General features: G+C 63.6%; 26 protein-coding genes. 19 read left to right on the top strand and 7 right to left on the bottom strand.

Translation table 11 applies throughout. From position 1 onward, the window contains the following. The first annotated feature begins 99 nt into the window (after positions 1-99). The 8 genes from hrpB to HK22_RS10555 all read left to right on the top strand — a co-directional run bounded on the left by hrpB (position 100) and on the right by HK22_RS10555 (position 9,152). Positions 100-2,598 (top strand): ATP-dependent helicase HrpB, encoded by a 2,499-nt coding sequence (gene hrpB, locus HK22_RS10590; RefSeq protein ID WP_198945545.1) that lies wholly within the window; start codon positions 100-102, stop codon positions 2,596-2,598. A gap of 75 nt (positions 2,599-2,673) precedes the next feature. Beyond that, positions 2,674-3,930 (top strand): S1C family serine protease, encoded by a 1,257-nt coding sequence (locus HK22_RS10585; RefSeq protein WP_086649217.1) that lies wholly within the window; start codon positions 2,674-2,676, stop codon positions 3,928-3,930. Then, positions 3,923-4,132 carry a hypothetical protein gene (locus HK22_RS10580; protein WP_062031189.1) on the top strand — a complete coding sequence of 70 codons (210 nt, stop codon included), beginning with the start codon at positions 3,923-3,925 and terminating at the stop codon, positions 4,130-4,132. The genes HK22_RS10585 and HK22_RS10580 overlap by 8 nt, the downstream gene beginning before the upstream one ends. A gap of 101 nt (positions 4,133-4,233) precedes the next feature. Further along, a complete protein-coding gene (locus tag HK22_RS10575) occupies positions 4,234-4,914 on the top strand; it encodes a response regulator transcription factor (protein WP_011252400.1) in 681 nt (226 codons plus the stop codon). A 6-nt stretch (positions 4,915-4,920) separates the two neighbouring features. Then, positions 4,921-6,339, top strand: a complete 1,419-nt coding sequence (locus tag HK22_RS10570; RefSeq protein WP_062031192.1) for an ATP-binding protein — start codon at positions 4,921-4,923, stop codon at positions 6,337-6,339. A gap of 58 nt (positions 6,340-6,397) precedes the next feature. Further along, positions 6,398-6,742 carry a hypothetical protein gene (locus tag HK22_RS10565; protein WP_062031196.1) on the top strand — a complete coding sequence of 115 codons (345 nt, stop codon included), beginning with the start codon at positions 6,398-6,400 and terminating at the stop codon, positions 6,740-6,742. 58 nt (positions 6,743-6,800) lie between these two features. After that, the gene (locus HK22_RS10560; RefSeq protein WP_086649216.1) at positions 6,801-7,538 is read left to right on the top strand and encodes an SIMPL domain-containing protein; all 738 of its coding nucleotides are present in this window, start codon (positions 6,801-6,803) and stop codon (positions 7,536-7,538) included. 99 nt (positions 7,539-7,637) lie between these two features. Next, positions 7,638-9,152 (top strand): tetratricopeptide repeat protein, encoded by a 1,515-nt coding sequence (locus HK22_RS10555; RefSeq protein WP_086649215.1) that lies wholly within the window; start codon positions 7,638-7,640, stop codon positions 9,150-9,152. 78 nt (positions 9,153-9,230) lie between these two features. Here HK22_RS10555 and infC read toward each other — a convergent pair whose 3' ends face one another. The 5 genes from infC to HK22_RS10530 all read right to left on the bottom strand — a co-directional run bounded on the left by infC (position 9,231) and on the right by HK22_RS10530 (position 14,675). Further along, complete coding sequence (gene infC / locus HK22_RS10550) at positions 9,231-9,752, bottom strand: translation initiation factor IF-3 (RefSeq protein ID WP_011252394.1); 522 nt, start codon at positions 9,750-9,752, stop codon at positions 9,231-9,233. A gap of 153 nt (positions 9,753-9,905) precedes the next feature. Beyond that, positions 9,906-11,843 carry a threonine--tRNA ligase gene (thrS, locus tag HK22_RS10545; protein ID WP_086649214.1) on the bottom strand — a complete coding sequence of 646 codons (1,938 nt, stop codon included), beginning with the start codon at positions 11,841-11,843 and terminating at the stop codon, positions 9,906-9,908. A 113-nt stretch (positions 11,844-11,956) separates the two neighbouring features. Then, on the bottom strand, positions 11,957-13,012 hold the full coding sequence (locus HK22_RS10540) for a glycosyltransferase family 2 protein (protein ID WP_086649213.1): 1,056 nt from the start codon (positions 13,010-13,012) through the stop codon (positions 11,957-11,959). Continuing rightward, positions 13,009-13,929, bottom strand: coding sequence for a glycosyltransferase family 9 protein (locus tag HK22_RS10535; RefSeq protein WP_086649212.1), 921 nt, complete (start codon positions 13,927-13,929; stop codon positions 13,009-13,011). Before HK22_RS10535 ends, HK22_RS10540 begins: the two co-directional genes overlap by 4 nt. An 80-nt stretch (positions 13,930-14,009) precedes the next feature. After that, entirely contained in the window at positions 14,010-14,675 is a 666-nt protein-coding gene (locus tag HK22_RS10530; RefSeq protein ID WP_198945533.1) for a nucleotide exchange factor GrpE, read from the bottom strand. Between the two features lie 162 nt (positions 14,676-14,837). On the opposite strand from HK22_RS10530, the gene HK22_RS10525 reads away from it, so the two are divergent. Both HK22_RS10525 and HK22_RS10520 read left to right on the top strand, forming a co-directional pair. Then, a complete protein-coding gene (locus tag HK22_RS10525; RefSeq protein WP_062031216.1) occupies positions 14,838-15,608 on the top strand; it encodes a response regulator transcription factor in 771 nt (256 codons plus the stop codon). 153 nt (positions 15,609-15,761) lie between these two features. Then, positions 15,762-17,465: a stimulus-sensing domain-containing protein gene (locus HK22_RS10520; RefSeq protein WP_369827262.1), complete on the top strand. Its 1,704-nt coding sequence runs from the start codon at positions 15,762-15,764 to the stop codon at positions 17,463-17,465. Positions 17,466-17,599: 134 nt separating this feature from the next. Here HK22_RS10520 and HK22_RS10515 read toward each other — a convergent pair whose 3' ends face one another. Then, positions 17,600-17,971, bottom strand: a complete 372-nt coding sequence (locus tag HK22_RS10515) for a UrcA family protein (RefSeq protein WP_086649211.1) — start codon at positions 17,969-17,971, stop codon at positions 17,600-17,602. Between the two features lie 169 nt (positions 17,972-18,140). Continuing rightward, on the bottom strand, positions 18,141-18,491 hold the full coding sequence (locus HK22_RS10510; RefSeq protein WP_062031224.1) for a hypothetical protein: 351 nt from the start codon (positions 18,489-18,491) through the stop codon (positions 18,141-18,143). 92 nt (positions 18,492-18,583) lie between these two features. Between HK22_RS10510 and HK22_RS10505 the strand changes: the two genes are divergently transcribed. The 9 genes from HK22_RS10505 (at position 18,584) to HK22_RS10465 (ending at position 26,297) form a co-directional block, all read left to right on the top strand. Next, positions 18,584-19,045: an HPr kinase/phosphorylase gene (locus HK22_RS10505; protein ID WP_082780094.1), complete on the top strand. Its 462-nt coding sequence runs from the start codon at positions 18,584-18,586 to the stop codon at positions 19,043-19,045. A gap of 47 nt (positions 19,046-19,092) precedes the next feature. Next, on the top strand, positions 19,093-20,073 hold the full coding sequence (rapZ, locus tag HK22_RS10500; protein ID WP_062031228.1) for an RNase adapter RapZ: 981 nt from the start codon (positions 19,093-19,095) through the stop codon (positions 20,071-20,073). Further along, a complete protein-coding gene (locus tag HK22_RS10495; protein ID WP_062031232.1) occupies positions 20,070-20,510 on the top strand; it encodes a PTS sugar transporter subunit IIA in 441 nt (146 codons plus the stop codon). Before rapZ ends, HK22_RS10495 begins: the two co-directional genes overlap by 4 nt. A gap of 14 nt (positions 20,511-20,524) precedes the next feature. After that, complete coding sequence (locus HK22_RS10490; RefSeq protein ID WP_062031235.1) at positions 20,525-20,815, top strand: HPr family phosphocarrier protein; 291 nt, start codon at positions 20,525-20,527, stop codon at positions 20,813-20,815. Then, positions 20,802-22,670, top strand: a complete 1,869-nt coding sequence (ptsP, locus tag HK22_RS10485) for a phosphoenolpyruvate--protein phosphotransferase (RefSeq protein WP_255376044.1) — start codon at positions 20,802-20,804, stop codon at positions 22,668-22,670. Before HK22_RS10490 ends, ptsP begins: the two co-directional genes overlap by 14 nt. A 57-nt stretch (positions 22,671-22,727) precedes the next feature. Next, complete coding sequence (locus HK22_RS10480) at positions 22,728-23,282, top strand: Fur family transcriptional regulator (protein ID WP_062031242.1); 555 nt, start codon at positions 22,728-22,730, stop codon at positions 23,280-23,282. Positions 23,283-23,287: 5 nt separating this feature from the next. Then, the gene (locus HK22_RS10475) at positions 23,288-23,743 is read left to right on the top strand and encodes a hypothetical protein (RefSeq protein WP_086649209.1); all 456 of its coding nucleotides are present in this window, start codon (positions 23,288-23,290) and stop codon (positions 23,741-23,743) included. Between the two features lie 19 nt (positions 23,744-23,762). Beyond that, positions 23,763-24,782, top strand: a complete 1,020-nt coding sequence (locus HK22_RS10470) for an asparaginase (protein WP_086649208.1) — start codon at positions 23,763-23,765, stop codon at positions 24,780-24,782. A gap of 87 nt (positions 24,783-24,869) precedes the next feature. Continuing rightward, the gene (locus HK22_RS10465) at positions 24,870-26,297 is read left to right on the top strand and encodes a sugar porter family MFS transporter (protein ID WP_077803453.1); all 1,428 of its coding nucleotides are present in this window, start codon (positions 24,870-24,872) and stop codon (positions 26,295-26,297) included. Positions 26,298-26,368: the final 71 nt, after the last annotated feature.

The following is a 26,368-nucleotide window of genomic DNA, read 5'->3' as shown; positions in this document are numbered from 1 at the left end:
CTTTTTTCAAAAAGGCGGAGAGCGTCGAAGCTTTTTGAAAAAAGCTTCACCCAAAACTTTCAAATTGCTGGCTATCGTTGTCAGTGCGGGGGCTGTTTTCTGACCTTCATTCTTCCTCCCGAACTTCCCGTCACGGCGATCCTGCCGGAGCTTCTGGCGACGTTGCAGACACAGCCTAACGCCGTTCTCGTCGCGCCTCCGGGTGCGGGCAAGACGACGCTGACGCCGCTTGCGCTTCTGGACGCGCCGTGGCTGGGAGCGCAGCGTCTGATTCTCGTGGAGCCGCGTCGCGTGGCGGTGCGTGGGGCGGCCTCGCGCATGGCGTCGTCGCTGGGTGAAAAGCCGGGTGGCATCGTGGGGTTCCGCACGCGCACCGATTCCGCAATGTCCGCCAGAACGCGCATCGAAGTCGTGACCGAGGGGCTGCTTCTGCGCCGCCTGCTGACCGATCCGCTGCTGGATGGTGTGGGCGCGGTGCTGTTCGATGAAGTGCATGAACGCTCGCTCGATCTGGATGCGGCGCTGGCGTTCTGTCTGGACATGCAGCGCGAAATGAGGCCGGATCTGCGGATTCTGGCCATGTCGGCCACGCCCGATGGCCGGGCGTTCACGACGCTGATGAACGCCCCGCTGATCGAGAGCGAAGGCCGCCAGTTCCCCATCGACATCCGCCACACCCGGGATATTCCCCACATGCGGGACCTGCCGGAAGCCTGCGCCCGCGCGATCCGTCAGGCGCTAGTGGAAGAAGACGGCGATATTCTCGCGTTCCTGCCTGGCGTCGGCGAAATCCGGCGCACACAGGCGCTGCTGGACGGCACGGTCCCGGTTTTTCCGCTGCACGGCGAACAGACCACCGAGGATCAGGACCGCGCCATCGCCCCGTCCGACACGCGCCGCGTCGTGCTGGCGACGTCCATCGCTGAAACCTCCGTTACCGTCTCGGGCGTGCGGATCGTCGTGGATGGCGGTCTGCGTCGCGCCCCGCGCCTTGACCCGAATACCGGCCTGTCGCGGCTGGAAACGCTGAAGATTTCCCGCGCCACCGCCACCCAGCGCGCAGGCCGTGCGGGGCGGCAGTCTCCGGGCGTTGCCATCCGCCTGTGGTCGGAGATGACACAGCGCAGTCTGCGCCCGCAGGACGCGCCGGAAATTCTCGTGGCCGATCTGACGGATTTCGCGCTCGTCACCGCCGCCTGGCAGGAGGTCATGGGAACGGCTCCCGACAGCCTGCCGCTGCTGGACACGCCCCCTTCCGGCGTTCTGGCCGGCGGGCGCGAACTGTTGCGTGAACTCGGTGCGCTGGATGATGCCAACCGCATTACGGCGCTTGGCAAACGCATGGCATCCCTCGGCACGCATCCGCGTCTGGCCGCGATGCTGTGCGCGGCCCGGACCCTGCCCGAGCGCGTGACGGCCGCCTGTCTGGCGGCGTTGCTGGAAGAACGCGATCCGCTCCGTCCACGCCCGAACCGCCCTTCCGGCCCCGCGCCAGGAGCCGATATCCGCGTACGCTTCGCCCTGTTCGAGCGCGATGACCCGCGCGCGGACCGGGCCAGCCTGTTCCATATGCGTCAGTCCGCAAAGCGCTTCCTGCGCCGGATGGGAGAGCGGGACGTGCCGCTCATCCCGCTGCCGGATCATGCGGGCGCGCTGCTGGCCGCCGGTTTTCCGGATCGTGTGGCGCAGGCGGCGGGTGAGCTCGGGCGTTTTCGTCTGGCGGGCGGGGGCAGTGCCCGCGTCTCGGCCAATGATCCGCTGGCGCGCGAGAAACTGCTGGCCGGGGCGGCGTTCCATACGCGCACTTCAACGGAAATCACGCTCGCCGCCCCGCTGGATGCCGAAAACCTGCCCCGGACCCTTCTGGACCGGACCCGCGAGCAGGTCGAGACGACGCTGGACGGGACATCCGGCCGCATCATCGCCCGTCGCAGGCTCCGTCTGGGGGCGTTGGTCCTGCGGGACCGCAATGGCGAGATCAGCCCCGAGGAAGCGCAGACCCTGCTGATGCAGCAGATCGCCGCGACTCCGGCGCAGGCCCTGACCTGGACGGAGGGGGGCCGTCAGTTTCAGGCTCGCGTGGCCCATGCCCGCGCGACCTATGCGCCGCATCTGCCGGACCTGTCCGATGAGGGGCTGGCGGCGTCTCTGGAATGGCTGGAGCCGTATCTTGCGGGATGTGACCGGCTCGCGCAGGTCAGGGCGCTGGACCTGCTGTCCATCTTGCGAGCGCGGCTGGACTATGCCGATCTGTCCGCGCTGGACCGCAAGCTCCCGCCGCGTCTGATACTGAAAGCCAGCACGCACGATATCGACTATACCGGCGCGGTTCCTACGGTTTCCGCCCGTGCGCAGGCCTTTTACGGGACGGCCCGGACGCCGGAACTTGCGGATGGACAGCTTGCTCTGCAATGCGCGCTGCTGTCCCCCGCCGGACGTCCGCAGGCGATCACGGCGGATCTGGAAGGCTTCTGGAAAGGGAGCTGGGCCGATATGCGCCGGGACATGCGCGGCCGTTATCCCCGCCATGACTGGCCTGAGGACCCCGCAACGGCAGAGCCGCCGAAACCGCGTTCGAAATCTCAGCAGGGGCGCTGAATCGTCAGGATCTTGGGATGTGGAACAATTCTGTGTTAGCAGCTTTGATATGACGATGTTCCTGTCCTGTTTCCCATGAACCGCACTCTGCAGGCTGCTGCAATCGGTGCCGGAACGGCCACTGTGGTGACGGTGGGGCTGATGCTGGCCCTGCGCGGTCATGGCAACAGCCCGCAGAGCGTTGCACATCCCATGGAACAGCCGCAGAAACCGGCGGCCATGCCGGCCCCCGCGCCAAAACTGCTTCCGACCATCATTCCCGACCGTACCGTCGCGGGCGAAAACACGGACGCGCATGGCATCCCTACACAGCCCGCCGTCGTCCCGGCTCCGGCCCCCGCTTTGCCGCCGCTTCTGGTCAAATACGGCCCGCTGAGTTTCGCCCCGCTGGTGCGGCAGGTGATCCCGGCCGTCGTCAACATCGCCATCACCCAGAACAGCCCCGACGGCCACGACCATATCCCCCCCCAGATCCGCGGCACGCCACTGGAAAAGCGCTACCGGGACCGGATGAAACGCCAGCAGGAAGAAATGGTCGGCGCGGGATCGGGCTTCATAGTCGATCCGTCCGGGATCATCGTGACCAACCGCCATGTCGTGGGCGGGGCGGACAAGGTTGTGGTCTCGCTGTCCAACGGGCATGAAATGCCGGCGCGTCTGCTGGGGGCCGATCCGCTGACGGATATTGCCGTCATCAAGGTCGATAGTCCCGAGCCGCTTCCGCACGTCACCTGGGGCGACAGCCGGCAGACCGATATCGGGGACTGGATTCTCGTCGCGGGCAATCCGTTCGGCTTCGGGTCGTCCGTCACGGCGGGCATTGTCTCGGCGGTCGGGCGCGATCTGGGGATCGGGTCGCTTGACGACTTCATCCAGCTTGATGCCCCGATCAATCCGGGAAATTCGGGCGGGCCGGCCTTCAACATGCGCGGACAGGTCGTGGCCGTGAATGCTGCCATCGTGACGCCTGCGGGCGGGTCTGTGGGGATCGGGTTCGGGATTCCGTCCGAAATCGTGGCGCCGATCGTCGCGGAAATCGAGGCGACGGGCCATGCCGAACATGGCTGGCTCGGCATTACGCTCGATGATGGCGATACGGCGATCGGCATTGCGGGTGTCGATAATGGCGGTCCGGCCCAGAAGGGCGGTCTGCGGCGAGGCGATATCGTGACACAGGTGGACGGTGTGCCCGTCACCAGCGCGCGGATGCTTCTGCGGAGTATCGCGGCGGCGCGTCCGGGCGTGGTTCTGAGTTTCCGAATCCAGCGCGGCAAACAGTCTCTGATGCTGCCCATCCATATCGGTCCGCGTCCGCAGGATGCGGATGACTGAGCCACTTCGCAGGTCAGTCTGCCTGTGCGGTCTGGTCCTGCTGGCCGGGCTTGCCGGATGCAGTCCCGTGCCGCCGTCACGGGGGCAGAGCGGTTATCGCGACGGGCTTTCCGAGGCCTCCCCGTTCTCATGGGGGCCGATCAGTGCCTCGTCCCTGCGCGACGCGCAGCAGGATGCGTTTGACAACGCAATTCCCCGCTAGGCAGCCCGTTCTGTAACAACGGCGTTTGACGGCGCCCTTCAAGCCGGTATTCTTTCCTAAAGGGAACGGCAAGACTGCGTTCGGAAGGAAGAGAGACAACGATGCGTATCCTGCTGGTCGAGGACGATCCGACTGTCCGTGCTTTCGTGCTCAAGGGGCTTCGGGAAGCCGGGCATGTCGTTGATGAAGCGGATAACGGCAAGGACGGCCTCTTTCTGGCCGTCAGCGAGAACTATGACGTCGTGATCCTGGACCGGATGCTGCCGGGCGGCATCGACGGGTTGCGGATTCTGGAAACCCTGCGCGGACAGAAGAACGCAACGCCGGTCCTGCTGCTGTCGGCGCTGGCGGATGTGGACGAGCGCGTTGCGGGTCTCAAGGCCGGCGGCGATGACTACATGACCAAGCCCTTCGCCTTCTCCGAACTTCTGGCGCGTGTCGAGGCGCTGGGCCGTCGTGGCCGTCCGGAAAGCGCGCCACAGACGCGGCTTGTGGTGGGTGATCTGGAAATGGATCTGCTGTCCCGCACCGTCAAACGTGGCGGCGAGAAGATCGACCTTCAGCCCCGTGAGTTTCGCCTTCTGGAATTCCTGATCCGGCATGCCGGGCAGGTCGTGACCCGCACCATGCTGCTCGAGCGCGTGTGGGACTACCATTTCGACCCGCAGACCAACGTGATCGACGTGCATGTCTCGCGCCTGCGGCAGAAGGTGGACAAGCCGTTCGACAAGCCCATGATCCACACGATCCGCAATGCGGGCTATATCCTGCGGGCGGACTGATTGGGAATGCTGCTGCGCAAGGTCCGCTGTTTCTGGCTGCTCCTGAAACGGCGCCTGCGCTGGCCGGTCCGTTCGGCCGGGCTGAACTTTGCGCTGGCCTACGGGCTGGTGTTCGTGATTTCGGCCGGGGCATTCCTGTCCTTCATCTGGTGGAACACGACCGGACAGCTCGACCGTCAGGTGGAGCTTGCGGTGCAGGTCGATGCCGCCGATCTCTCCCATCGCTGGGCGCAGGGCGGCCCGCCCGCGCTCAGCCTCGCCATTCAGGACCGGCTGGACCAGAATGTCGATGATGACGAGCTGTATCTCTTGGTCGGCCCCGACGGTCGCAAATTTGCTGGAAACCTGCCGGGCTGGCCGGTCGTCATCAGCCAGATGGACCAGTTTTATGAGCTGGCCATCAAGCGCGACGGCTTTCGCACCAATGCCAAGATGCATGCCTATGCCCTGACGCAGGGGTTTCGGATGATCGTGGGGCGCGATGTCCGCGGGCGTCAGCTCGTCCGGCACGTTCTGACCGATACGCTGATCTGGGCCTGGGTCATGGTCTCTCTGCTGGCGGCAGGCGGGGCGCTGGCGATCCGCAGGATTTTCCGGCAGGTCGTCCGCTCCATCGCGCGCACGACGGCGGCGGTGGCGCAGGGCGATCTGAGTCAGCGTATCCCCCTCACGGGCAATGAAACCGATCTGGTGGCGCAGACCGTCAACACCATGCTCGAGCGGATCAACCGCCTGATGGATGGCGTCAAACAGGTCTCCAACGCCATTGCACACGACCTGCGCACACCGATTGCCCGTGCCCGCGCCCGGCTCGAGGACGCCAATCGTACCGCGACCTCCGCCGGGGAACTTCATGCCGCGATCGACCGTGCGGTTACGGATCTCGACCGGGTGACGTCGATTTTCGAGGCCCTGCTGCGGATTGCGCAGCTTGAGGCGGGCGCGAGGCGGGCGGCTTTCACGCTTCTGGATGTCCGCTCCCTGCTCGATGGACTGAGCGAACTCTATGAGGCGTCTGTTGAGGACGCCGGGCTGCGACTGGTCTTCAGGGCCGGGACCGTGCCGCCTGTGAATGGCGATCCGCATCTGCTGCAACAGGCCGTGGCCAATCTGCTGGACAATGCCATCAAGTTCGCACCGCCCGACACGGCCATTACCCTGTCGGTGGACATGCGTGGCGATCGTCTGGCCATTACTGTTGCGGATCAGGGGCCGGGGATGAGCGAGGACGATCTGGGGCGAGCTTCCGAGCGGTTCTTCCGGGCCGAAACGGCTCGCAACACGCCGGGTGCCGGGCTGGGTCTGTCGCTCGTACAGGCTGTCATGAGTCTGCATGGGGGTGCGCTTGAACTGAAAAACGGGGATCAGGGCCTGTCCGCGACCCTGCTCCTGCCGGTCGTGCCACCCGTCGCAAAGGCTGCATGACGGAAGTTTCATGCCAGCCCCACCCTGCGCTTAGCTGGAATGGGCTAGACAGTCCGTAATGCGCTTTTTCCTCCCTTCGCCGGTGCTGCTCCCGGCCTTCTGTCTGCTCGGCTGTCTGGCCGCGTCGCCGGTCCTGCATCCGGTGCAGCACCAGCCGTCCGGGCGGTCAGATGATGCGATTTCGGTCACGTCCGAGACGGCGGAATACTGTGCGCGGCTTCGCAAAAGCGTGGATGGCGAACTGGCCGCTCCTCCCGCCGCCATTGCGCTGGGGATGATGGAAGATGCGCGTCATCTGCGCGCGCAGGGAAGCCTTCTTTGTGCACAGGGGCATGTCCGAGCGGGGATCGAACGCCTGCGTCGGGCGTTGGTCCTGCTGAAACACGCCCCGGAGCCGCGCTGACGCGCTTTGCTGATAGTTTTCGGGGCGTTCCATACGATACCTGCTTTCAGGAGATCCGATGATCCGTCTTTCCTCCCTGATCCGGCCAGCCCCGTTTCTGGTGGCTGCTCTGGCCGTGTCTCCGCTCGCCCTTTCCGGGACGTTCTCCACAGCACAGGCCGCTGACATGCCCCAGACAACGCTACAGACAACGACCCAGCTTGATTTCAGTGTGACCGGCAATGCCCATGCCGCGCCAACGGAACTGACGGTCCGCCTGTCCGTCCGCTCTGACAGTCCGTCCGCCGCGACGGCCCAGAAGGACGTAAACACCCGCATGGCCGCTGCCCTGAAACTGGCGGGAGGTCAGGCGGGAATCGAAGCGAAGGCGGGGGGATACTCCATTTACGAGAACACGCCTGAGCACGCGCCCAAAAGCTGGACGGCCCGGCAGGAGCTTGAGCTCAGCGGCAAGGACTCCGTGCAGCTTCTCGCGCTGGCCGGGAAACTCCAGTCGCAGTCCCTGATGCTGGAAGGGATGGACTGGTCTCTGGATGACGCCACGCGTGAACAGCTTCTGAAAGATGCCCGGACGACGGCCCTCAAACAGGTCCGCCAGCAGGCGGAGCAGAGCGCACAGACGCTGGGTCTGCGCCTCGTGCGCCTGAAGGAGGTTCGCATTTCATCTCAGGAGCCGGGCCCGCGTCCCGTCATGCTCATGGCCGCCCGTATGGCCGATTCCGCCCCACCGCAGCGCAGTCCGGATGAACAGACCCTTCGCGTGAATGTCTTCGTACAGGCGGAACTGTCGCAGTAATGTTTCTGCCGCGGGAGCGTCCTCTGCCAGGGTGTAAAAAAGAAGGATTTTAAGGGTTTCTTAGGGGGCTTTCGCTACCACGGAAAAAAAGGAGCCCTCATGCCCAATTCTTTCCGTTTGCTGGCACAGGACATTATCGCTCTGGCAGATGCGGGCGACGTATCCGCTGCATTCGAAAAGCTGAACGAAGGTGTCCAGACGCTTCCTGAAGAACCGCATTCCGCATTTCTGGCGGGATGTCTGTATGAGCGCCTCAGGGACTGGCAACAGGCACGGCGCTTTTACCTTCAGAGCCTGCATCTGGACGTCAACGCCCCGAGGATCTGGCATCGTCTGGGAATTGTCTGTCTGGAAGCAGGCGATCTGGACGGAGCGGAGCGGGCGCTCAAGGTTGCGATCCAGCAAAAACCGTCCGAGGCGCCGTATTACGTCGATCTGAGCCTGGTTCAGGCCCGCAAGGGCGCGTTCGATGCAGCCCTTGAGAATGCCATAACCGGCGATTCCCTCTGTCCGGACCATGTTCCGGCCATCAATAATATTGCCCATGCGCTTCAGTGCCTTGGGCGGAGCGAAGAATCGCTTCCCCATTATGACCGGGCCATTGCTCTTGCGCCGGAAAACGGCGTCTGTCGTTTCGGGCGTGCCGTCAGTCTTCTGAAGATCGGAAATTTCGAGGCCGGATGGCGGGAATATGAATGGCGCTGGCGGTGCTGCCAGACGCCGCGCACGGATCTTTCCGTCCCGCTATGGGACGGGGAGGACCTGACGGGCCGGACCATTCTGATCCATCACGAACAGGGCTATGGCGATACGCTCCAGTTCATCCGTTTTGTGCCCCTGCTCAAGGTGCTTGGGGCGACGACCGTGGTGCAGGTTCCGCCCCCGCTCGTCAGACTTCTGGAGCGGATGGACGGCATTGACAGGGTCATTTCGACGCTTGATCCGTCATTGCCTCTGGATCTGCACTGCCCGCTTGTCGGCCTGCCGCTGCGCCTGGGTCTGACACCGGACACGGCGCCGGAATGTCCGTATCTGTCCGTGCCCGTCGAGGAGCAGGAGCGTGTGGGCGGTGCTTTGCGGCAGAGCGTGGTGCAGCCCCCCCGGCAGCCCGAACTGATTGTCGGGCTGGTCTGGAACGGTGACCCCCGGCCTCATGATTTCGTCGCCACGCAGGTGGACCGGCGCCGGAGTGTCCCGCTGGAGAAACTCGCTCCCCTGATGGATGTGGAGGGAATCCGGTTCGTCAGTTTTCAGCTTGGTGCCGCGAAAAACCAGATTGTCGAAACCGGCCTGCCCGTGATCGACGTCACGGACGGGATTGTGGATTTCGCGGACACGGCAGCCCGGCTTTATGGCGTGGACCTGCTGATCAGCGTTGATACATCCATGGTGCATCTGGCCGGCGGACTCGGCCTGCCGGTCTGGATGATTTCACGCAGCGATGCCTGCTGGCGCTGGGGCGAAACCGGTTCGACAACGCCGTGGTATCCCAGCATGCGGATTTTCCGTCAGCCGCGTTCGGGAGACTGGGAGACGCCGGCGGTCGAGATTGCGGGCATGCTGCGGCAGTTCGTTGCACTGTACCGCACGAACCTTGCGGCCGAGGCGGCCTGAGGCACAGGTCATAAAAAAAACCGGCCGCTTCCCGAAAAGGAGGCGGCCGGTTTTCCATTCGCAGGATGAAAGCCCCCTTTAGCGGGGCGCAATCACCATCAGCATCTGGCGGTTTTCAAGGCGGGGCATCTGCTCCACCTTCGCCTTTTCTTCGACTTCCTGCCGGATACGCTCAAGCATCTTGATGCCGAGCTCCTGATGGGCCATTTCACGGCCCTTGAAGCGCAGGGAAATCTTGACCTTGTCGCCTTCGTCAAGAAAGCTGTGAATGGCCTTGAGCTTGGTCTGGAAGTCATGCTCGCCCGTACCGGGACGAACCTTCACTTCCTTGATCTCAATGACCTTCTGCTTTTTGCGGGCTTCGTTCTTCTTCTTCTGCTGCTCATACTTGAACTTGCCGTAGTCGAGAATCTTCACGACAGGAGGAACAGCGGTCGGGCTGATTTCCAGAAGGTCGAGACCCACCGAAAAAGCGCGCATCAGGGCATCCCGGGTCGTCATGACGCCCTGCATTTCGCCTTCTTCGTCAATCAGACGAACCTGCGGAACACGGATTTCCTCGTTGACGCGCGGTCCTTCACGGGTTGGCGCGGCCTGCATCGGCGGTCTAGCTATGGTCAGCTCCTGTCATCAGTTTCGTTCGGGTCCGGTAGCCTGCATCCGCCTTCACGAAGAAAGGCGGGATACGGCCAGTTCCGATCCCGTTCCTTCTGCACATAGTCCTGCCTTACGCCCGGTGCAAGGGGATTACGTTCAATCCTTTGTCGCGCGTGCGATGTCGGGGGCCTGAGCCTCTTTCGCAAGAGCTGCAACGGCCTCGTCGAGCGAGAGAATTTCCTGCGTCGCGCCGCCCAGACGCCGCATGGCGACCTTGCGTTCCTCGGCTTCGCGACGACCCACCACAAGGATGACCGGAACGCGCGCCAGGCTGTGTTCGCGGATCTTGGCGTTGATCTTGTCGCTGCGGATGTCGGTCTCGACCTGGAGTCCCGCGGCCTTGAGGGTCGCGGCGACTTCGTTGGCATAATCGCCAGCGTCGGAGACGATTGACGCCACAACAACCTGCGTGGGTGCCAGCCAGAGCGGGAACTTGCCGGCATACTGCTCGATCAGGATACCGATGAAGCGCTCAAAACTGCCGAGAATCGCGCGATGCAGCATGACCGGACGATGACGGTTGCTGTCCTCGCCGATGTAAGAGGCGTCCAGACGCTCCGGCAGAACGTAATCCACCTGAAGCGTGCCGCACTGCCAGTCACGACCGATGGCATCCGTCAGCACGAATTCGAGCTTCGGACCGTAGAACGCGCCTTCGCCCGGATTGTACTCGTATTCAACGCCCGCGATTTCGCAGGCTTTCTTGAGCGAGCCTTCCGCACGATCCCAGACCTCGTCCGAACCCGCACGCGTTTCCGGACGGTCCGAGAATTTCACGCGGAAGCTCTCGAATCCGAGGTCGGAGTAGACTTCCGCCAGCATCTTCACGAACTTCGCGGTCTCATCCGCGATCTGATCGTCCGTGCAGAAGATATGGGCGTCGTCCTGCGTGAAGCCGCGCACGCGCATGATGCCGTGCAGTGCGCCCGATGGCTCGTAACGGTGACAGGCGCCGAATTCCGCCATCCGCAGCGGCAGCTCACGATAGGAGCGCAGGCCGTGACGGAAGATCTGCACATGGCACGGGCAGTTCATGGGCTTGAGTGCGAGGGTCTTGTCTTCGTCCTCGACGGTCGCGATGAACATGTTCTCGCGATACTTGTCCCAGTGGCCCGAAGCCTCCCACAGAGCGCGGTCCACGAGCTGCGGGGTGCGGACTTCCTCGTAGTTGTTCCGCTCCTGCGCACGGCGCATGTAGTCCTGAAGGACCGTGTAGAGGCGCCAGCCCTTGCGGTGCCAGAAGATCTGTCCGACGGCTTCTTCCTGAATGTGGAAGAGGTCCATTTCGCGCCCGATGCGGCGATGATCGCGCTTCTCGGCTTCCTCAAGGCGCAGGAGATGGGCGTCCAGCTCCTTCTTGTCGCGCCAGGCGGTGCCGTAGATGCGGGTCAGCATGGGGTTGCGATGATCGCCGCGCCAGTAGGCCCCGGCCACGCGCATCAGCTTGAACGCCGTGCCGACATCGCCGGTGGTGCGCAGATGCGGGCCACGGCACAGGTCGAGCCATTCGCCCTGACGATAGATCGAGATCTGCTCGTCTTCCGGCAGGTCCTGAATGAGCTGGGCCTTGAAGTCCTCGCCCTTCTCTTCAAAGAAGCGGATGGCTTCGTCACGGTCCCAGACCTCGCGGACGAACGGCGTATTGGCCGCAACGATCTCGCGCATTTTTTCTTCGATGGCCGGGAAGTCTTCCGGGGTGAACGGCTTCTCACGGGAGAAATCGTAATAGAACCCGTCCTTGATGCTCGGCCCGATCGTGACCTGCGTTTCAGGCCACAGGGACTGCACGGCTTCGGCCAGAACATGCGCCGCGTCATGGCGGATCATTTCCAGCGCGTCTTCATCCTTGCGGGTGACGAACTTTACAGACGCGTCACTGCTGATTTCGGTGCTGATATCGACGGGCTTGCCGTCCACTTCCATCGCCATGGCGGCTTTGGCGAGGCCCGGTCCGATGGAAGCGGCGATCGTCGTGCCCGTCACCGTCCCGTCGAATGTGCGGACGCTTCCGTCGGGGAGTGTGATGGCGGGCATGGAGATCGCTCCTGTGCGAGTGGGAACGGCAGATCGCTCTGCCGAAAAATGAACGGGTAAATGGCCTCAATCCCCGTCCCGCCGCAACCCCCAGACGGACAGTCGGACCGTTTTCAGGTCGCTTTGTCTATCCGCAGCACGAGCGCAGGCCCATCATGGGGATCGGGCTGCCGCCCTTCGTCCCATCCCAGCGTGACATAATGGATGAGGGGCCAGATCCCGTAATAGGGGTCCTGCGTCACATCCGGGTTGCTTTGGGTATAATACAGCGGATCGAAAACCCGATACTCGTGCTGTTGCCCGTCATCGCGTGCCCGATGGGCCACAAAGCCGGACGGGATGCTGAGGGGAGGGTGCGGAACGCTCTCTCCCGTGCCCAGCAGGATGTCCGGATCGACACCCAGATCCCGAAAGCGCTGCGCGATCATGGGCGCATACAGATCCGGTGTGAGGCTGTAGCTGGCGAGAAAGTCCTGATAGCTGGCGTTGAAATAATAATGCAGATGCGTACCGTCTTTGGGATGTTCAGGCTGTGCGCCGGTGTCCGTGGCGGTCAGTTTCTGGCGGGCGAAACGACGGATGTCTTCGTAGTCCGGCCGGTTGTGCAGATGCAGATACACGAAAGGCGTGCGGACATAACGGTTGGGATAAACGCTCTGCGGGTTGTGAAAGCCGCGGTCCAGACTGACGATCGTATGCGCCCGGAACAGACCGCGCCGGACAATCTGGGGCCGGTAGTAATCCGGTGCTTCCGGCACGTTCAGCAGCAGGCGTTCGGTGATGAAGGTCGCGTTTTCCTGCTTCAGATAGTCGAACTGCCGTCGAATAACGTCCGGGTCGAGCGAAAGCTGGTCCAGAAAAACCGTCAGAAACTCGTCGCAGTCCAGCGGGACGGCAAAATCGTAGGACTCTTCTGCATCCCACTGACGGATGATGTTGGCGATGACCTCGCCTTTGTGCAGGAAATCGCTGTGCGATGCGTGATCGCGGATGATCCGCACGCCCTTTTCCTCATACCGGCTCTGGATCTCCAGAACGGCGGGGTCAGTCGAACCATTGTCGATCACGGTCAGGCTGGGAAAACCGAAAATCGCCGCGTGCCACAGAATCCACGGCTCCAGCAGGGTCGCCTCGTTCTTCTGCATCATGACGCAGCGGATTCGGGTCATCGGGACAGCAGGGCGTCCATGCAGGTCTCGACCCGTTCTACGGGCAGCATCGCCAGATCGGGCACCACGATCAGCTCCGTCCGGCCTGCCGTAGGGGTGAGGGGTGCCGTCAGGCGCGGATCGCTGTCCGGGCCGAAAAGCGTGAGGCAGGGTGTATCCATCGCGGCCGCCAGATGCATCGGGCCGGTGTCGTTGCCGATCACGAGGCAGGCGCGGTCGAGTACGCCCGCGAGTTCGACCATCGTGGTCTGGCCCGTCAGGTCGAGGGCCGCTGGGCAGACGCGCAGGATGTCCTGGGCCAAATGTGCTTCGGTCCGGGTTCCTGCGATGACCGGACGGATGCCCTTCGCGGCAAGGGATTTTGCAATTTCGGCAAAGCGGGCGCTGGGCCATCTTTTCTGGGGGCGGTGAGGGGCTGCGCCCGGTACCAGAACGGCATAGGGGGCAGCAATGTCCGGCCCATAGCCCTGAAGCCAGCGCGGAACACTGCGCGGCAGGGGCGTGACCCCGGCATCATGCAGCTGGTCGTCGAGCCGGGCCAGCGTATGCATGGCGTTGCGCGACGGATTGCCGTGCGGATGGCAGCAGCCGTCGGAAATGCCAGACCAGTTCGCGGGCTGTCCTGCGAGGCGGAAATAGGTTTTGGACCGTCCCGAAGTCTGAAGATCGAAGACCCGGTCATAGCCGCGCAGCTTGCGCGACAGGCGCCACAGCCCCGGCAGATTGCCCATCGACGGGCGGTCATCCGTGAGGATTTCGTCGAACCATGGCGCGGCGCGGGCCAGATCCACGAAAGGCGCGGTCGTCAGAAGGTTCAGCGTGGCGTGGGGGAAGGCAGCCCGGATGGACGCGAAAGCGCTGAAAGCCTGAACGAAATCGCCCAGCGCGCCGAGCTTTATGACAAGTATGCGACTCATGAGCCGACTTTAGCAGGGTGTTGCGGAACGCCAACCGTTCCCGGCTGGCGTTCCGCAAAGAAAATCGACCCTGTGGCCAATTAGGCCGTGGTGTCGACGCCCTGCGGTGCTGCAGCCGGTTCGCCCTTGGCGACCACGACCATGGCGGGCTTCAGCAGGCGTCCCTTGAGCAGCCATGCTGGCGTCCAGGCCTGCATGACATGGCCCGACGGGTGCTGGTCGGAGGGCTGTTCCGCCATCGCCTGATGCAGGTTGGCGTCGAACGGCTTGCCGGTAGGGTCTTCGCAGGTGATGCCGTTGCGTTCGAGAATGCCGAGGAACGAACGCTGTGTGCCCTCGATTCCCTCGCGCAGCTTCGTGATGAGGATGTCCTCACCTTCCGTCTTCGCGGGCAGGGAGGCCAGACCGCGCTCGAGATTGTCGGCGGCTTCCACCACGTCGCGGGCGAATTTCTGGATGGCGTACTGGCGCGCATCCTCGATGTCGCGCTTGGCGCGGGCGCGGATGTTCTGGCTTTCGGCCTCGGAACGGACCCAGCGGTCCTTGAGTTCCGCAACCTGGGCTTCAAGAGCCTCGATCCGGGCTTCGGGAGTCGTCTCTTCCAGCGTTTCTCCGCCAGTTTCGTTCATGCCCGGCGTTTCGTGGCCGGAGGTCTCGACGCCCTGTTCAGGCACGTCGTGGGCCGTTTCCGGCGAGGCGTTGTGGTCTGTCATGTCACGACCTTCTTTGGTGGGACGGGCCATCATGCGGCCCCGTTCTTCTTCAGGAGATAACGCTGATTGTCCTAAAGACAAGGGTTGCGCCGTCGCATAACGACGCATCATGTCATTGAAAAGCCTATTTTCCGCCATCATGGATCATGGGTTATAGGTAAAAAGCCGCAACAGTTCTCAGCAGACGGACCCCTCATGGAGACGCCCCGAACCCCCTACGCGCCGCCCGCGCCTGCCTCGCAGACGCCGCCCGGAGCTTCTGCCGCGCCAATCATCGCGCTGGTGGACGATGACCGGAACATTCTCGCGTCCGTCCAGATGACGCTCGAAGCCGAAGGATTTACCGTCCACACCTATACCGACGGCGAAAGCGCGTTGCAGGGCATCACCTCGCGCCCCGTCAGCCTTGCGGTTCTGGATGTGAAGATGCCGCGCATGGATGGCATGGAACTGCTCCAGCGCCTGCGGTCGCGCTCGAACCTGCCGGTCATTTTCCTGACGTCCAAGGACGAGGAGCTGGATCAGCTCATGGGCCTGCGTCTGGGGGCTGACGACTACATCACCAAGCCCTTCTCCCAGCGTCTGCTGATCGAGCGCATCCGCGCCCTGCTGCGCCGTCAGGATGCCAGCCGGGCCGAGGCCACGGGTGTGGCAGCCGTTGGCTCCGCCATCGTGCGGGGCAAGCTCTCGCTGGACGAGACGCGCCATCAGTGCCTGTGGGACGGGCAGGATATTGCGCTTACGGTCACGGAGTTCCTGCTGGTCAAGGCTCTGGCCCTGCGGCCGGGGATGGTGAAGTCGCGCGATCAGCTCATTGATGCCGCGTATGGCGACAATATCTATGTCGATGACCGCACGATCGACAGCCACATCAAGCGCGTCCGCAAGAAGTTCCGTCAGGTGGACGACGAGTTCAACCAGATCGAGACGCTGTACGGCATCGGTTACCGCTACCGGGACGAGTAAGCGCGCGTGGATGATGATTCGGGGGCTTTTCCGACAGGCCATATTCTCGATGCCGACCGGCTGGAACAGGGCCGGGACCGGCGGCGTGCCGAATCGGCCCGGGCTGCTCTGCGGGCGGGGCTGGGCGAGTCCCTGCGGAAGGTCGGCGCAAAGATCCTGAAGCGCCTGCGTCCGCGGCGGGCTTCGGAAATCTCGCTGTCGCGGCGGCGTCTGGCGTCCCCGCTTCTGGTGCGGATCCTGCTGCTGAACGCCCTGCCGCTCGCTCTTCTGGCCGTCACGCTGCTGTTTCTGGACCAGTTCCAGAACGGTCTGCTGGAAACCGACGTCAACGCCCTGCGTGAACAGGCGCATATTTATGCAGGTGCCCTTGGCCAGTCCGCTGTGCGGGTGAACGCGCACGGGCCGGGCCATCCCGCGCCCGGGGGTAATCTGGAGCTAGATGTCGCGCAGGCCCGGCCGCTTCTGGCCAGCCTGACCGAGCCAAGTCCGAATGCTCACGCCCTGCTGTTCGATCCGGATGGCAAGCTTGTCGTGGACAGCCGTACAGCCTCTCGCCGCAAACAGGACCATGCGCTCCCCGACCCCGTCGATGGCACGCCGTGGCAGCCGCCGCGCAACAATATTCTGGAAAGTTTCTACGACTGGCTGCTGTCGCTCCTGCCGCTGACTTCCAGCGAGGAAGTCACGCTCGACACCAACGATACCGCCATGGACGGCCCGCATGATGCCCGGCCGCTCCAGTCACAGGCCGAGCTGCCGCCCTTTATCCGACGGACAAAAGACCATCAGCTTGTCGTGACGGTGGTGGAGCCGGTCGTGCGTGATGGCGTGACGGTCGGGGAAATCCAGCTGACGCGCCATGCGCCAGAAGTGGACCGCACGCTGTTCGCTGTCCGGTCCTCGATCCTGTCGCTGGTTCTCGCGGCGCTTGTCGTGACGGTGCTGCTGTCGTGGTATCTGTCGCTCACGATCGCCCGCCCGCTCCTGACGCTGGCGCGGGCGTCCAACGACATGCGCGAGACGGATGGCCGCAAGGACCTGGTGCCCGAGCGGCTGTTGATCCGTCGGGACGAGATTGGCGTTCTGGCCCGCTCGCTCCGGGGCAGTGCGCTGGCGCTCTGGGCGCGGATGGACGACATCGAACGCTTCGCCGCTGATGTGAGTCACGAAATCAAGAACCCGCTGTCCTCCATCCGCTCCGCTATCGAGACGTTGCCGCGTATCCAGATCGCCGAGCGTCGCGAACGGCTGATGGGAATCATAAACAGTGACGTCAAACGGCTTGACCGCCTGATTACCGACATTTCCGACGCCAGCCGGATTGATGCAGAGCTGTCCCGCGTGCGCCCCGAGCCCGTTTCGGTCGTGGCGCTCCTGTCCATCCTCGCGGAAATGCACCAGACCACCCGCCGGGAAAACGACCCCGTGCTTCGGCTGGACGTCCGCGATCAGGACCCGCCGCTCAAGGCGCTGGCCGTGGAGGACCGTCTGGTTCAGGTGTTGCGGAACCTGATTGGCAATGCGGTCTCGTTCTCACCGCCGAAGGGCATCATCGCCTTGCATGCCAGTGCGCGCGATATCGCAGGCAGTGGGCCGGGGACCGGCAGCGTGGTGGAAATCACCATCACCGATCAGGGCCCTGGCATTCCGCCCGGAAAGCTCGACAGCATTTTCGACCGTTTCTATTCAGAGCGGCCCCAGACCGAGAACTTCGGCCAGCATTCCGGCCTCGGGCTCGCGATCAGCCGGCAGATCATTCACGCCCTGCGCGGCAATCTGTTCGCCGAGAACCGGATGGATGCGTCCGGTGCGATCCGGGGTGCCTGTTTCGTGGTGCGGCTCCCCCGCGCGTCCTGATGCTGCCAGCCGGGCAGCGCTCGGGACGCTGATCGCTGGCTCCGGGGACAGGCCCGCAATCGCGCCCGGAACAAGGGCCGCCGCAAAAGGCAGCGCCAGAATCAGGGCCGCAAAGGCGGGTCGGGACACGGGTCTCACTTCCCGGCGGAAAGGGCGAGGAGCACATGGCCGTTCTGATGGCCGCTTTGATGAAGGGTGCGCTGCTGGTCCCGGAGGGCATAGAGATCCTCGTGGGCGCGGGAGAACGCGTCCTGCTCGCAGTCGGCGCCATCGCTGTCCACCAGCCAGTTGTCCTGAATGAGCTTCTGGCAGACGGCATGGGAGGCCCGGGCAATCTTCTGGTTGGCGATTGTCCAGTCCCGCGTGGCCGTGAGGTCCAGCGACGAGAGGTCGATTTCCGTGCTGGTCGTACCGATCCCGGTGGGAGCGGCATCAGCGGCCTGAAACGGCAGGGCAAGGCTGGCTGTGGAGAGCGCGCAGAGCAGCAGAGTGGAAAAACGGATCATGGCACGACGTTCCTGAAGTCAGTTCCGACGCTGATTGCGTCTGGAAATCTTCAATGCAGGAAGCGTGCCAGTTTTTATTTTCGCTTAGAAAAATTCGATTTCATAAGGATTGAAAACGAATTATTTCGATAAAATTACAAAATACGCCATAGAGTGGCGTATTATCCCATTATTCGTGTGGTGTAGCAGTCAGGCTGAGGGCGATGCGTTGTTCGGGAAGGGGAAAACGCTGTACGATCCGCAGAGTCAGTGCGGGTTTTGCCGCACCCAGAGCCTCATTCAGGGCTGCCTGGCACTGGCTGAAGGTTTGCCCCTCGCGGATCATCGCCGCGACATGCCGGGTGTGGTTCAGCGTGAGGCCATGATCGGCCAGCGCCAGAGAAATGGCCGAGAGTGCCGCCTGACATTCATCCGCCAGCCGTCCGGGGCGATCCCCTTCCGGGCTGAAGCCGCTGAAATCGGTGCAGGTGACCTCGTCTCCATGTACGGTGACGGTCGGGGAAGGGGAGGATGCGCCCATAGTGGTTCGGACTCCTGATCCATGTCAGAGGTCCGTCATGCCCCTGTCCGGCTCAAGGTCTTAGTCTGCTCCCGAGGAGGTCGCAATCCGTCATGTCCGTCCCACCATCCCTGTCTGAAGGTTCGGTCCATGCAAGTTGTGTGGCGTGGAACGGGGCGGGTGTCCTGATTTCAGGGCCATCTGGCTCGGGGAAATCGGAACTGGCCCTGCGGCTGATGGACGCGGGTTTTGACCTCGTGGCGGATGATCGCGTGCTGCTCGATGGCGCGGTCGCCTCGGCCCCCGCACGGCTTGCGGGACTGATCGAAGTCCGGGGCGTGGGAATTCTCCGGACACCTTTTGTCACGAAGGCGCCGGTGAGTTTGCGGGTGTGTCTGGGGCAGGGGCAGCCGCGTCTTCCCGAGGCGTGTCGGGATCCCTGGACGGGGGCGGTGATGCTGTCTCTAAAGCCCGGTTTTCCGGGAACGGTGGCGCGGATCAGGGCGGCTCTCAAGGCCTGTTGCGGCTCTTACGAGTGGGTCGCAGGGGCGGGAGAAAATGTTGAAGAAATGTGAAGATGTGAAATAGTTCCGTACCGAAAGAAAAAAGGCTAGAGTGTGGCATGGCATCGGCGAACCATCCCGAGTCTGGCTCCTTATCCGGCTATGGTCACGGGTCCCGTCGGATCCTGATCGTGACGGGTCTGTCCGGGGCGGGAAAATCATCCATATTGCGGGTTCTGGAAGATCTGGGTCACGAGGTCGTGGATAACCCACCCCTGAACCTGATCCAGGCGCTCGCCTCACGCGCCGGACAGAATCTGGCCATCGGGATCGATGTCCGCAGCCGCGGGTTCGAAGCCTCCCGCGTTCTCGAAGAACTGGAGCGCCTTCGCCTCCTGCCCGACTGTGTGGTGCAGCTTCTCTACGCCACCGCCGAGCCTGAAATCCTCCTGCGCCGCTTTACCGCCACGCGTCGCCGCCATCCGCTGGTCACCAGCGGCACTATCCTTCCCGGAATCGAACAGGAAACCGCCCTTCTGGCCCCCCTGCGCGCCAATGCGGATCTGGTCATCGACACGTCCGACCTGCCTTCGCCGGAACTGCGCCAGCTGATCGAGACGCGCTTTGGCAGCGCGCACGGAGACGGGCTTACGGTTGCACTGATGTCCTTTGCCTATCCGTCGGGTCTGCCGCGCGAGGCGGACATGGTTTTCGATGCACGTTTCCTGCGTAATCCGCATTATGATCCGCTCCTCCAGCCCATGACCGGACTGGATGAGGCAGTGGTGCAGTACGTGAAGTCAGACCCGGCCTATCCCGCGTTTTTCGGACATATCCAGAGCCTGCTGGAGCTCGTGCTTCCCCGTTTCGTCGCGGAAGGCAAGAAATATGCCACCATCGCCATCGGATGCAGTGGCGGGCGCCACCGTTCGGTGACGATCGTGGAAGAACTGGCCCGTATTCTCCCCAAAGCCATGCCGGTCGGGCCGATGATGGTGCTGCACCGCGAACTCGCCCGCAAAGGCTTGGCCCCCCGGCGCTGGGCCGTCCCCCCGCAGGACCCGTCACAGGATCTTTCTTTACAGGACAGAACGGTATGATCGGACTGATGCTGATAACGCATGGGCGTCTTGGCGATGTCCTGCTGGAAACGCTGGTCCATGTCGTGGGTCCGCAGACGCAGGTCGGTGTTGTCGGCGTTGCAGATGACGATGATCCCGCCATGCTGCGCCCGGCGGCTGAGCGCCTGCTCCAGCGCCTCGATACTGGCGATGGCGTTCTGGTGCTGACCGATATTTTCGGAAGTTCGCCCTCCAATCTGGCGCTGTCACTGCGGGAGCCGGGGCATGTCGAGGTCGTGTCGGGCGTGAATGTGCCGATGCTGGTCAAGCTGGCGAAAACGCGCCGCGATCTGGATCTTGCAGGCTGCGTGGAAAAGGCCACAATGGCGGGGCGGAAGTATATCGCCGTGGCGTCACAGCTTCCCGCTCCCTGCCTCCATGGAGGGCCGCGTGCCTGTACGCTGCCGGTTCATTGAATCGAGTTCGCTGAATGAGTGATACGACCCTGTCCGTTCCGCCGCGCACTGTCAGCATCGTCAACCATCTGGGCCTTCATGCCCGACCTGCCGCCAAGATCGTGACCACTGCCGAGCGTTTCGATGCCGAGACCACGATTGCCCATGGCTCCAATGTCGTCTCCGCCCTGTCAATCATGGGTCTGATGATGCTGGGGGCTGGGGAAGGACAGAGCGTTACGCTCCGTGCGCACGGGCCTCAGGCGGTCGAGGCGCTCGACGCTCTGCAAGCCCTGATCGCGGATGGATTTGGTGAGCGTGACTGAAGCTCCACCCCGGCGCCGCTCTTCCCGGCCGTCCCGCCGCAGCGCATCGTCCAGTACGTTCCTTCAGGGCAAGGCCATCACGCCCGGTATGGCGCTCGGTCCCGCCGGACGTGTTGAGGAACTTCCTCTTCCCGACATCACCGAACGCTACAGCGCCATCGGTCCGGAGGCGGAGAACGTCCGTCTGGACGAAGCCATCGCCCGGGCGTTCCACCAGATCGAGAAGATGCGTGACCGGCTGGTCGGCCTGCCGGAAGAGGGCCGGGCGGAAATTGCCTCCCTTCTGACGGTCTATGAACGCATGCTCGGCCCATCGCGGCTGGTGCGTCAGGTGCGGGAGCGGATTGCGGGTGAGGGGCTCTGTGCGGAGGCGGCCGTTTCGGACGTCACGGAGGAGCTGGCGGCGCAGGTCTCGCGCATGGCGGAGGCCGTGGCGCGGGAGAACAGCGCACAGGACGCCGACGCCAATCTGCGTCTCGCGGGTGAGTTCGAGGAAGTCGGGCGTCGCCTGATGCGGAACCTGACCGGAATTTCCTACCGCGCTTTTTCCAGCCTGCCTCCCGGCTCCGTCCTGGTGGCGGAGCAGCTTCGGCCGGCCGATGTCGCCATGATCGACCCCGCGCGCATCGCGGCGGTCGTCACGCAGGGCGGGGGCGGGGCGGACCACACTGCGATCCTGCTGCGCGCGCTTGATATTCCTGCCATCCTCGCCGTGCCGAACCTCATGGCGCAGGTTCAGGAAGGCGAGATGCTGGTCGTGGACGGGCATCTGGGGACCGTCACGCTGTCGCCCAACGACACCGAACTGCGTCTGGCGGCGGAAGCCGCGCAGCGCGAAGTCAGGGAAAAGCGGGCGTTCGGGCGGCTCAAGCGCCTGCCAGCCCAGCTTCAGAGCGGCGAGGACATCGAGCTTGCGGCCAATCTGGAACTGCCGGCGGAAATGCCGATGCTCCTGCGCAACGGCGCGAAGGGCATTGGCCTGCTGCGTAGCGAGTTCCTGTTCGGCGAACGCGAGGACCTGCCGGACGAAGACGGCCAGACCGACGCCTATCGCGCCATCGTGCAGGCCATGGACGGCCGTCCCGTCACGATACGCGTGCTGGACTGGGGGGGCGAGAAAGGCCGGGCCTGCATGCGCAGGCTGGGTCTGGCGGAGCAGGTCGCGGATGGTGGAAATCCCGCGCTGGGCCTGAGAGGCGTGCGTCTGCTTCTGCGGGTGCCGGACGTGCTGGAGACGCAGTTCGCCGCGATCCTGCGGGCCGCCGAGCCTGAAGCGGGTGTGGCCATCGGGCCGGTGCGGATTCTGTTGCCCATGGTGACGTCCGCCGACGAAGTCGTGGCAGCGCGGGAGATTTATGACCGTGTCGTGCGGCGGCTCAGGCGCAAGGGCCATACCCTGCCCGATCCGCTGCCGCCGCTGGGAATCATGATCGAAACCCCCGCCGCGGCACTTACGGTGGATACACTGGCCCGGCATGCCGATTTCATGGCGCTCGGCACCAATGACCTGACGATGTACACGCTTGCCGTGGACCGTTCGGATTCCATGGTGGCGGACCGCTACAGCCCTCTTCATCCGGGGGTGCTGCGGCTGATCGAGGCGGCGGCGGATTCGGCCCTGAGGGCGCGGCGTCCGATTTCGGTCTGCGGGGAAATGGCGTCTGATCCGCGGGTGGTGGCGCTGCTGATCGGTCTGGGTCTGCGGTCTTTTTCCATGAATTCAGCCTCCCTGCCGCGTGTGAAGCGCCTGATCCGGACCCTGACGCTCGAAGGCTGCGACCAGCTTCGCCGCCAGGTCATGCTGGAAAGCGATCCGGCGGTGATCCAGGATCTGGTGCGGCAGTTCGCAACCTGACACTGTTTGCGCGTGGGTCTCTCGGCAAAGCGGGGCGGGGATGCCATATTGACGTTTATGCCGGATTCTTCTGCCACTGCTGATACGCTCGTCTTTTCGCCCGAGGTCACACAGCGCCTCGACCTCACGGCCGAGTGGTGCCAGCGCAACGGGCAGCGCCTGACCGAGACGCGTCGTCAGGTGCTGGGGCTGATCCTGTCCAGCGAGAAGCCGTCCGGGGCTTATGATCTTCTGGCCAGACTGCGCCCGGCCCACCCGAAAGCCGCCCCGCCCACCGTGTACCGGGCGCTGGATTTCCTGCTGGAAAACAGCCTGATCCACCGTCTGGAGCGGTTGAGCGCCTTCGTGGGCTGTTCGCATGCCGTGGAGTGTCCACATGGCTGCAACCACCATGACGAAGGCGGAATGCACCGGGCGCAGTTTCTGATCTGCCGGGGCTGTGACCGGGCGTGGGAGCTGGAGCAGGAATCCATTGCTCCGGTCCTGACCCGTGCGGCGCAAAGCATGGGCTTCAGGGCCGAGGCGGCGACCGTCGAGATCGAAGGCCTGTGCGTGGCCTGCCAGAAAGCCGGTATCCAGCCGGTACGCCGCCCGAAAACCGCTGCAGGCTGAGACGCATGGGCCGCCGTCGTTCCCCGTCGTCGGCGCCACTGTTTGAAACGCTGCCCCAGTCCCGCCGCCCGCGCGCGCAGAACACGCCGCCTCGCGTTTCTTCCACCCCGACCGACCAGCCTGATCTTCTGGGCTGGACGCCACCGCTGACGCATCTGGACGCAAATGAGGTCGAGGCCTGTCTGCTGAACCCTGTCGGGTTCCGTGCTCCGTCGGGGGAGGCGTTTGTGTATCATCTGACGGATATCGTCAGCGCCAGGAGGTTCGCGGAAAATGGCCTGCCTCTGACGGAAAGCCTCATGTTCCGCACGGCCGCGCATCTGGCGCAGGATCTTGCGGATGTTCCGGTTGCGGAAGATCTGGGCATCGTGCGTGTCCGGCGGCGTCTGATCCAGCCCTGGCTGACGGCGGATCGTCAGGACGGCCGTCCGTGCTATGTGCTCGGTCCGGAAACATCATGAGAGGCAGGGAGAGTATCATATGGCAGCACAGTCGGGCCTTCTGGCCGAAGTCACGCGCGGCGGACGCGTCGAATCCCATCATCTGGGCCGGGCGGTCGTCGTGGATGCCGATGGTGGCGTGGTCTGGTCGTGTGGGGATGTGGACGCAGCGGTGTTTCCGCGGTCGACCGTCAAATCCCTGCTGGCGATCGAACTGGTGGAAAGCGGTGCGGCGGACCGTCTTGGCCTGAGCAGCGATGCCCTGGCGCTTGCCTGCGCCTCGCATGGTGGCGAGAAAGCCCATGCCGAAATGGCTGCCACGATGCTGGCGTCGGTCGGCCACGATGTCGGGTCTCTGGAATGTGGAACGCACTGGCCGACCTATGAACCGGCTGGCCGGGCGCTGGCGGCCGCGCATCAGGAGGCCTGTCCGCTGCATAACAACTGTTCGGGCAAACACGCGGGCATGGTGTGCCTCTCCTGCGATCAGGGCGTCGATCCGACCGGCTATATCGACCCGTCCCACGAGATCCAGCGCCGCGTGACGGATGTGCTGGCCGCCATGATGGACACGCCGCATGATGACGCCAACCGGGGCATGGATGGCTGTTCCATGCCGACCTATGCTGTTCCGCTGAAAGCGCTTGCGAAAGGTTTTGCAAGATTTGGAGCGGGAACCGGATTGTCCGAAGGGCGTTTCCGTGCGGCCACACGTCTTCGTGAGGCCGTGGCGGCCCATCCGTTCATGGTCGCCGGGACGGGGCGCTATGACACGAAAATCATGGACCAGTTCGGCACGCGGGCTTTTGTGAAGATGGGCGCGGAAGGCGTGATGATCGCGTCCCTGCCGGAGCTGGGACTGGGTCTGGCCATCAAGACCGATGATGGCGCCAACCGCGCGGCGGAAGTCGCCCTGTCTGCCCTGCTGCGTCGCTTCGGCGGCGAGACGCTGTGCCGGGACGCCGCAGACCGCGATATTCTGGACGCAACCGCTGTGCAGACCATGCGGAACTGGAACGGGTTCACCGTCGGCGAACTCCGCAGTGCGCTCACGCTGTAAACGGTTTTGTGTTATAGGTTACGGATATGACATCCGTCTGAAAGATTGATGTCATTTTATGAATGAGCAAGAGGAACGCACTGCCCTATGAACGATCAGCCCGGAATGACAGAGACCATTTCGCCGCAGGATGACAACAGTACATCCATTTTCGACGCAACGCGCTTCAAGATCATTGCCATCGGTGTGATCGCCGCGCTGGCGGGTCTCATGTCCGGGCTTGATATCGGTGTGGTGGCAGGGGCGCTGGACCTGTTCGGCAAGGAATACAACGCTTCCACCATCGCGCTGGAATGGGTTGTCAGTTCCATGATGGCCGGGGCGGCGGCAGGGGCTCTGAGTGCGGGCTGGATGTCCAAGACGCTCGGACGCAAACACTCACTGATTGTGGGCGGCACGATTTTCGTGATCGGCACGATCGGCTGCGCCATGAGCTGGTCGGTCGCGTCCATGATTTCCTTTCGGGTTGTCATGGGCATCGCGGTCGGGATTTCCGCTTTCACCGCCCCGCTGTACCTGTCCGAAATTGCCAGCGAGGATGCGCGCGGGGCGATGGTCTCGACTTATCAGCTCATGGTGACGGTCGGCATTTTCATCGCCTTCCTGTCCGACACGTATTTTTCCTATAGCGGCAACTGGCGCTGGATGTTTGGCGTGGCGGGCATTCCGGCCATTCTGTTCCTGATCGGCGTGCTGTTCCTGCCTTACAGCCCGCGCTGGCTGATGGCGCAGGGACGTCACAAGGAAGCGCGGCAGATCCTGCTCGACCTGCGGGATGACCCGCTGACGGCCGCCAAGGAAATCCGCGCCATCCGCGAGCAGCTCGAGACGAAGCAGGAGGGTTTCAAGCTCTTCCGCACCAATCCCAACTTCCGCCGCTCCGTGGCGCTGGGCGTGATGCTCCAGATGATGCAGCAGCTCGCAGGCATCAACATCGTCATGTATTACGCGCCCAACATTCTCGCGGCGGCGCATTTCGATCCGCAGTCCCAGATGTGGTGCACGGCCATCATCGGTCTGGTGAACATGCTGGCGACCTTCGTGGCCGTGGGGCTGGTCGATCGCTGGGGTCGCAAGCCGATCCTTTATGCGGGTTTTACCGTCATGGCGTTTGGCATGGGCATTCTGGCGCTCCTGCTCCAGACCGGCATGACCACGCAGTCCTCCCAGATCGCGGCCGTATTCCTGCTGATGATTTTCTGTGCAGGGTTTGCCATGTCGGCCGGCCCGCTGATGTGGGTGCTGTGCTCCGAAATCCAGCCGCTCGGCGGTCGTGACTTCGGGATCGCCATTTCGACCTTTACCAACTGGATGACCAATCTTCTGGTCGGGGTGAGTTTCCTTACCCTCATGCAGACCCTCGGTACGGCTGGCACGTTCTGGCTGTTTGCCGGACTGAATGCCCTGTTCCTGCTGCTGACAATCCTGTTCGTCCCAGAGACGCGGGGGATGTCCCTTGCCGTCATTGAAAAGCGGCTCATGTCGGGCGTGAAACTCCGCAAACTGGGCCGCTGACATCTGCGGGCCATCACCATCGCGTGATCTTGCGCCCGGCCTCTCTGGTCGGGCGTTTTCATTTGAACCTT

The sequence above is a fragment of the Gluconobacter sp. DsW_056 genome (assembly GCF_002153595.1).
Classification (GTDB): domain Bacteria; phylum Pseudomonadota; class Alphaproteobacteria; order Acetobacterales; family Acetobacteraceae; genus Gluconobacter; species Gluconobacter albidus.
The sequence above is the reverse complement of the archived record's forward strand: the minus strand, read 5'-3'. Positions and strand labels throughout refer to the sequence as shown.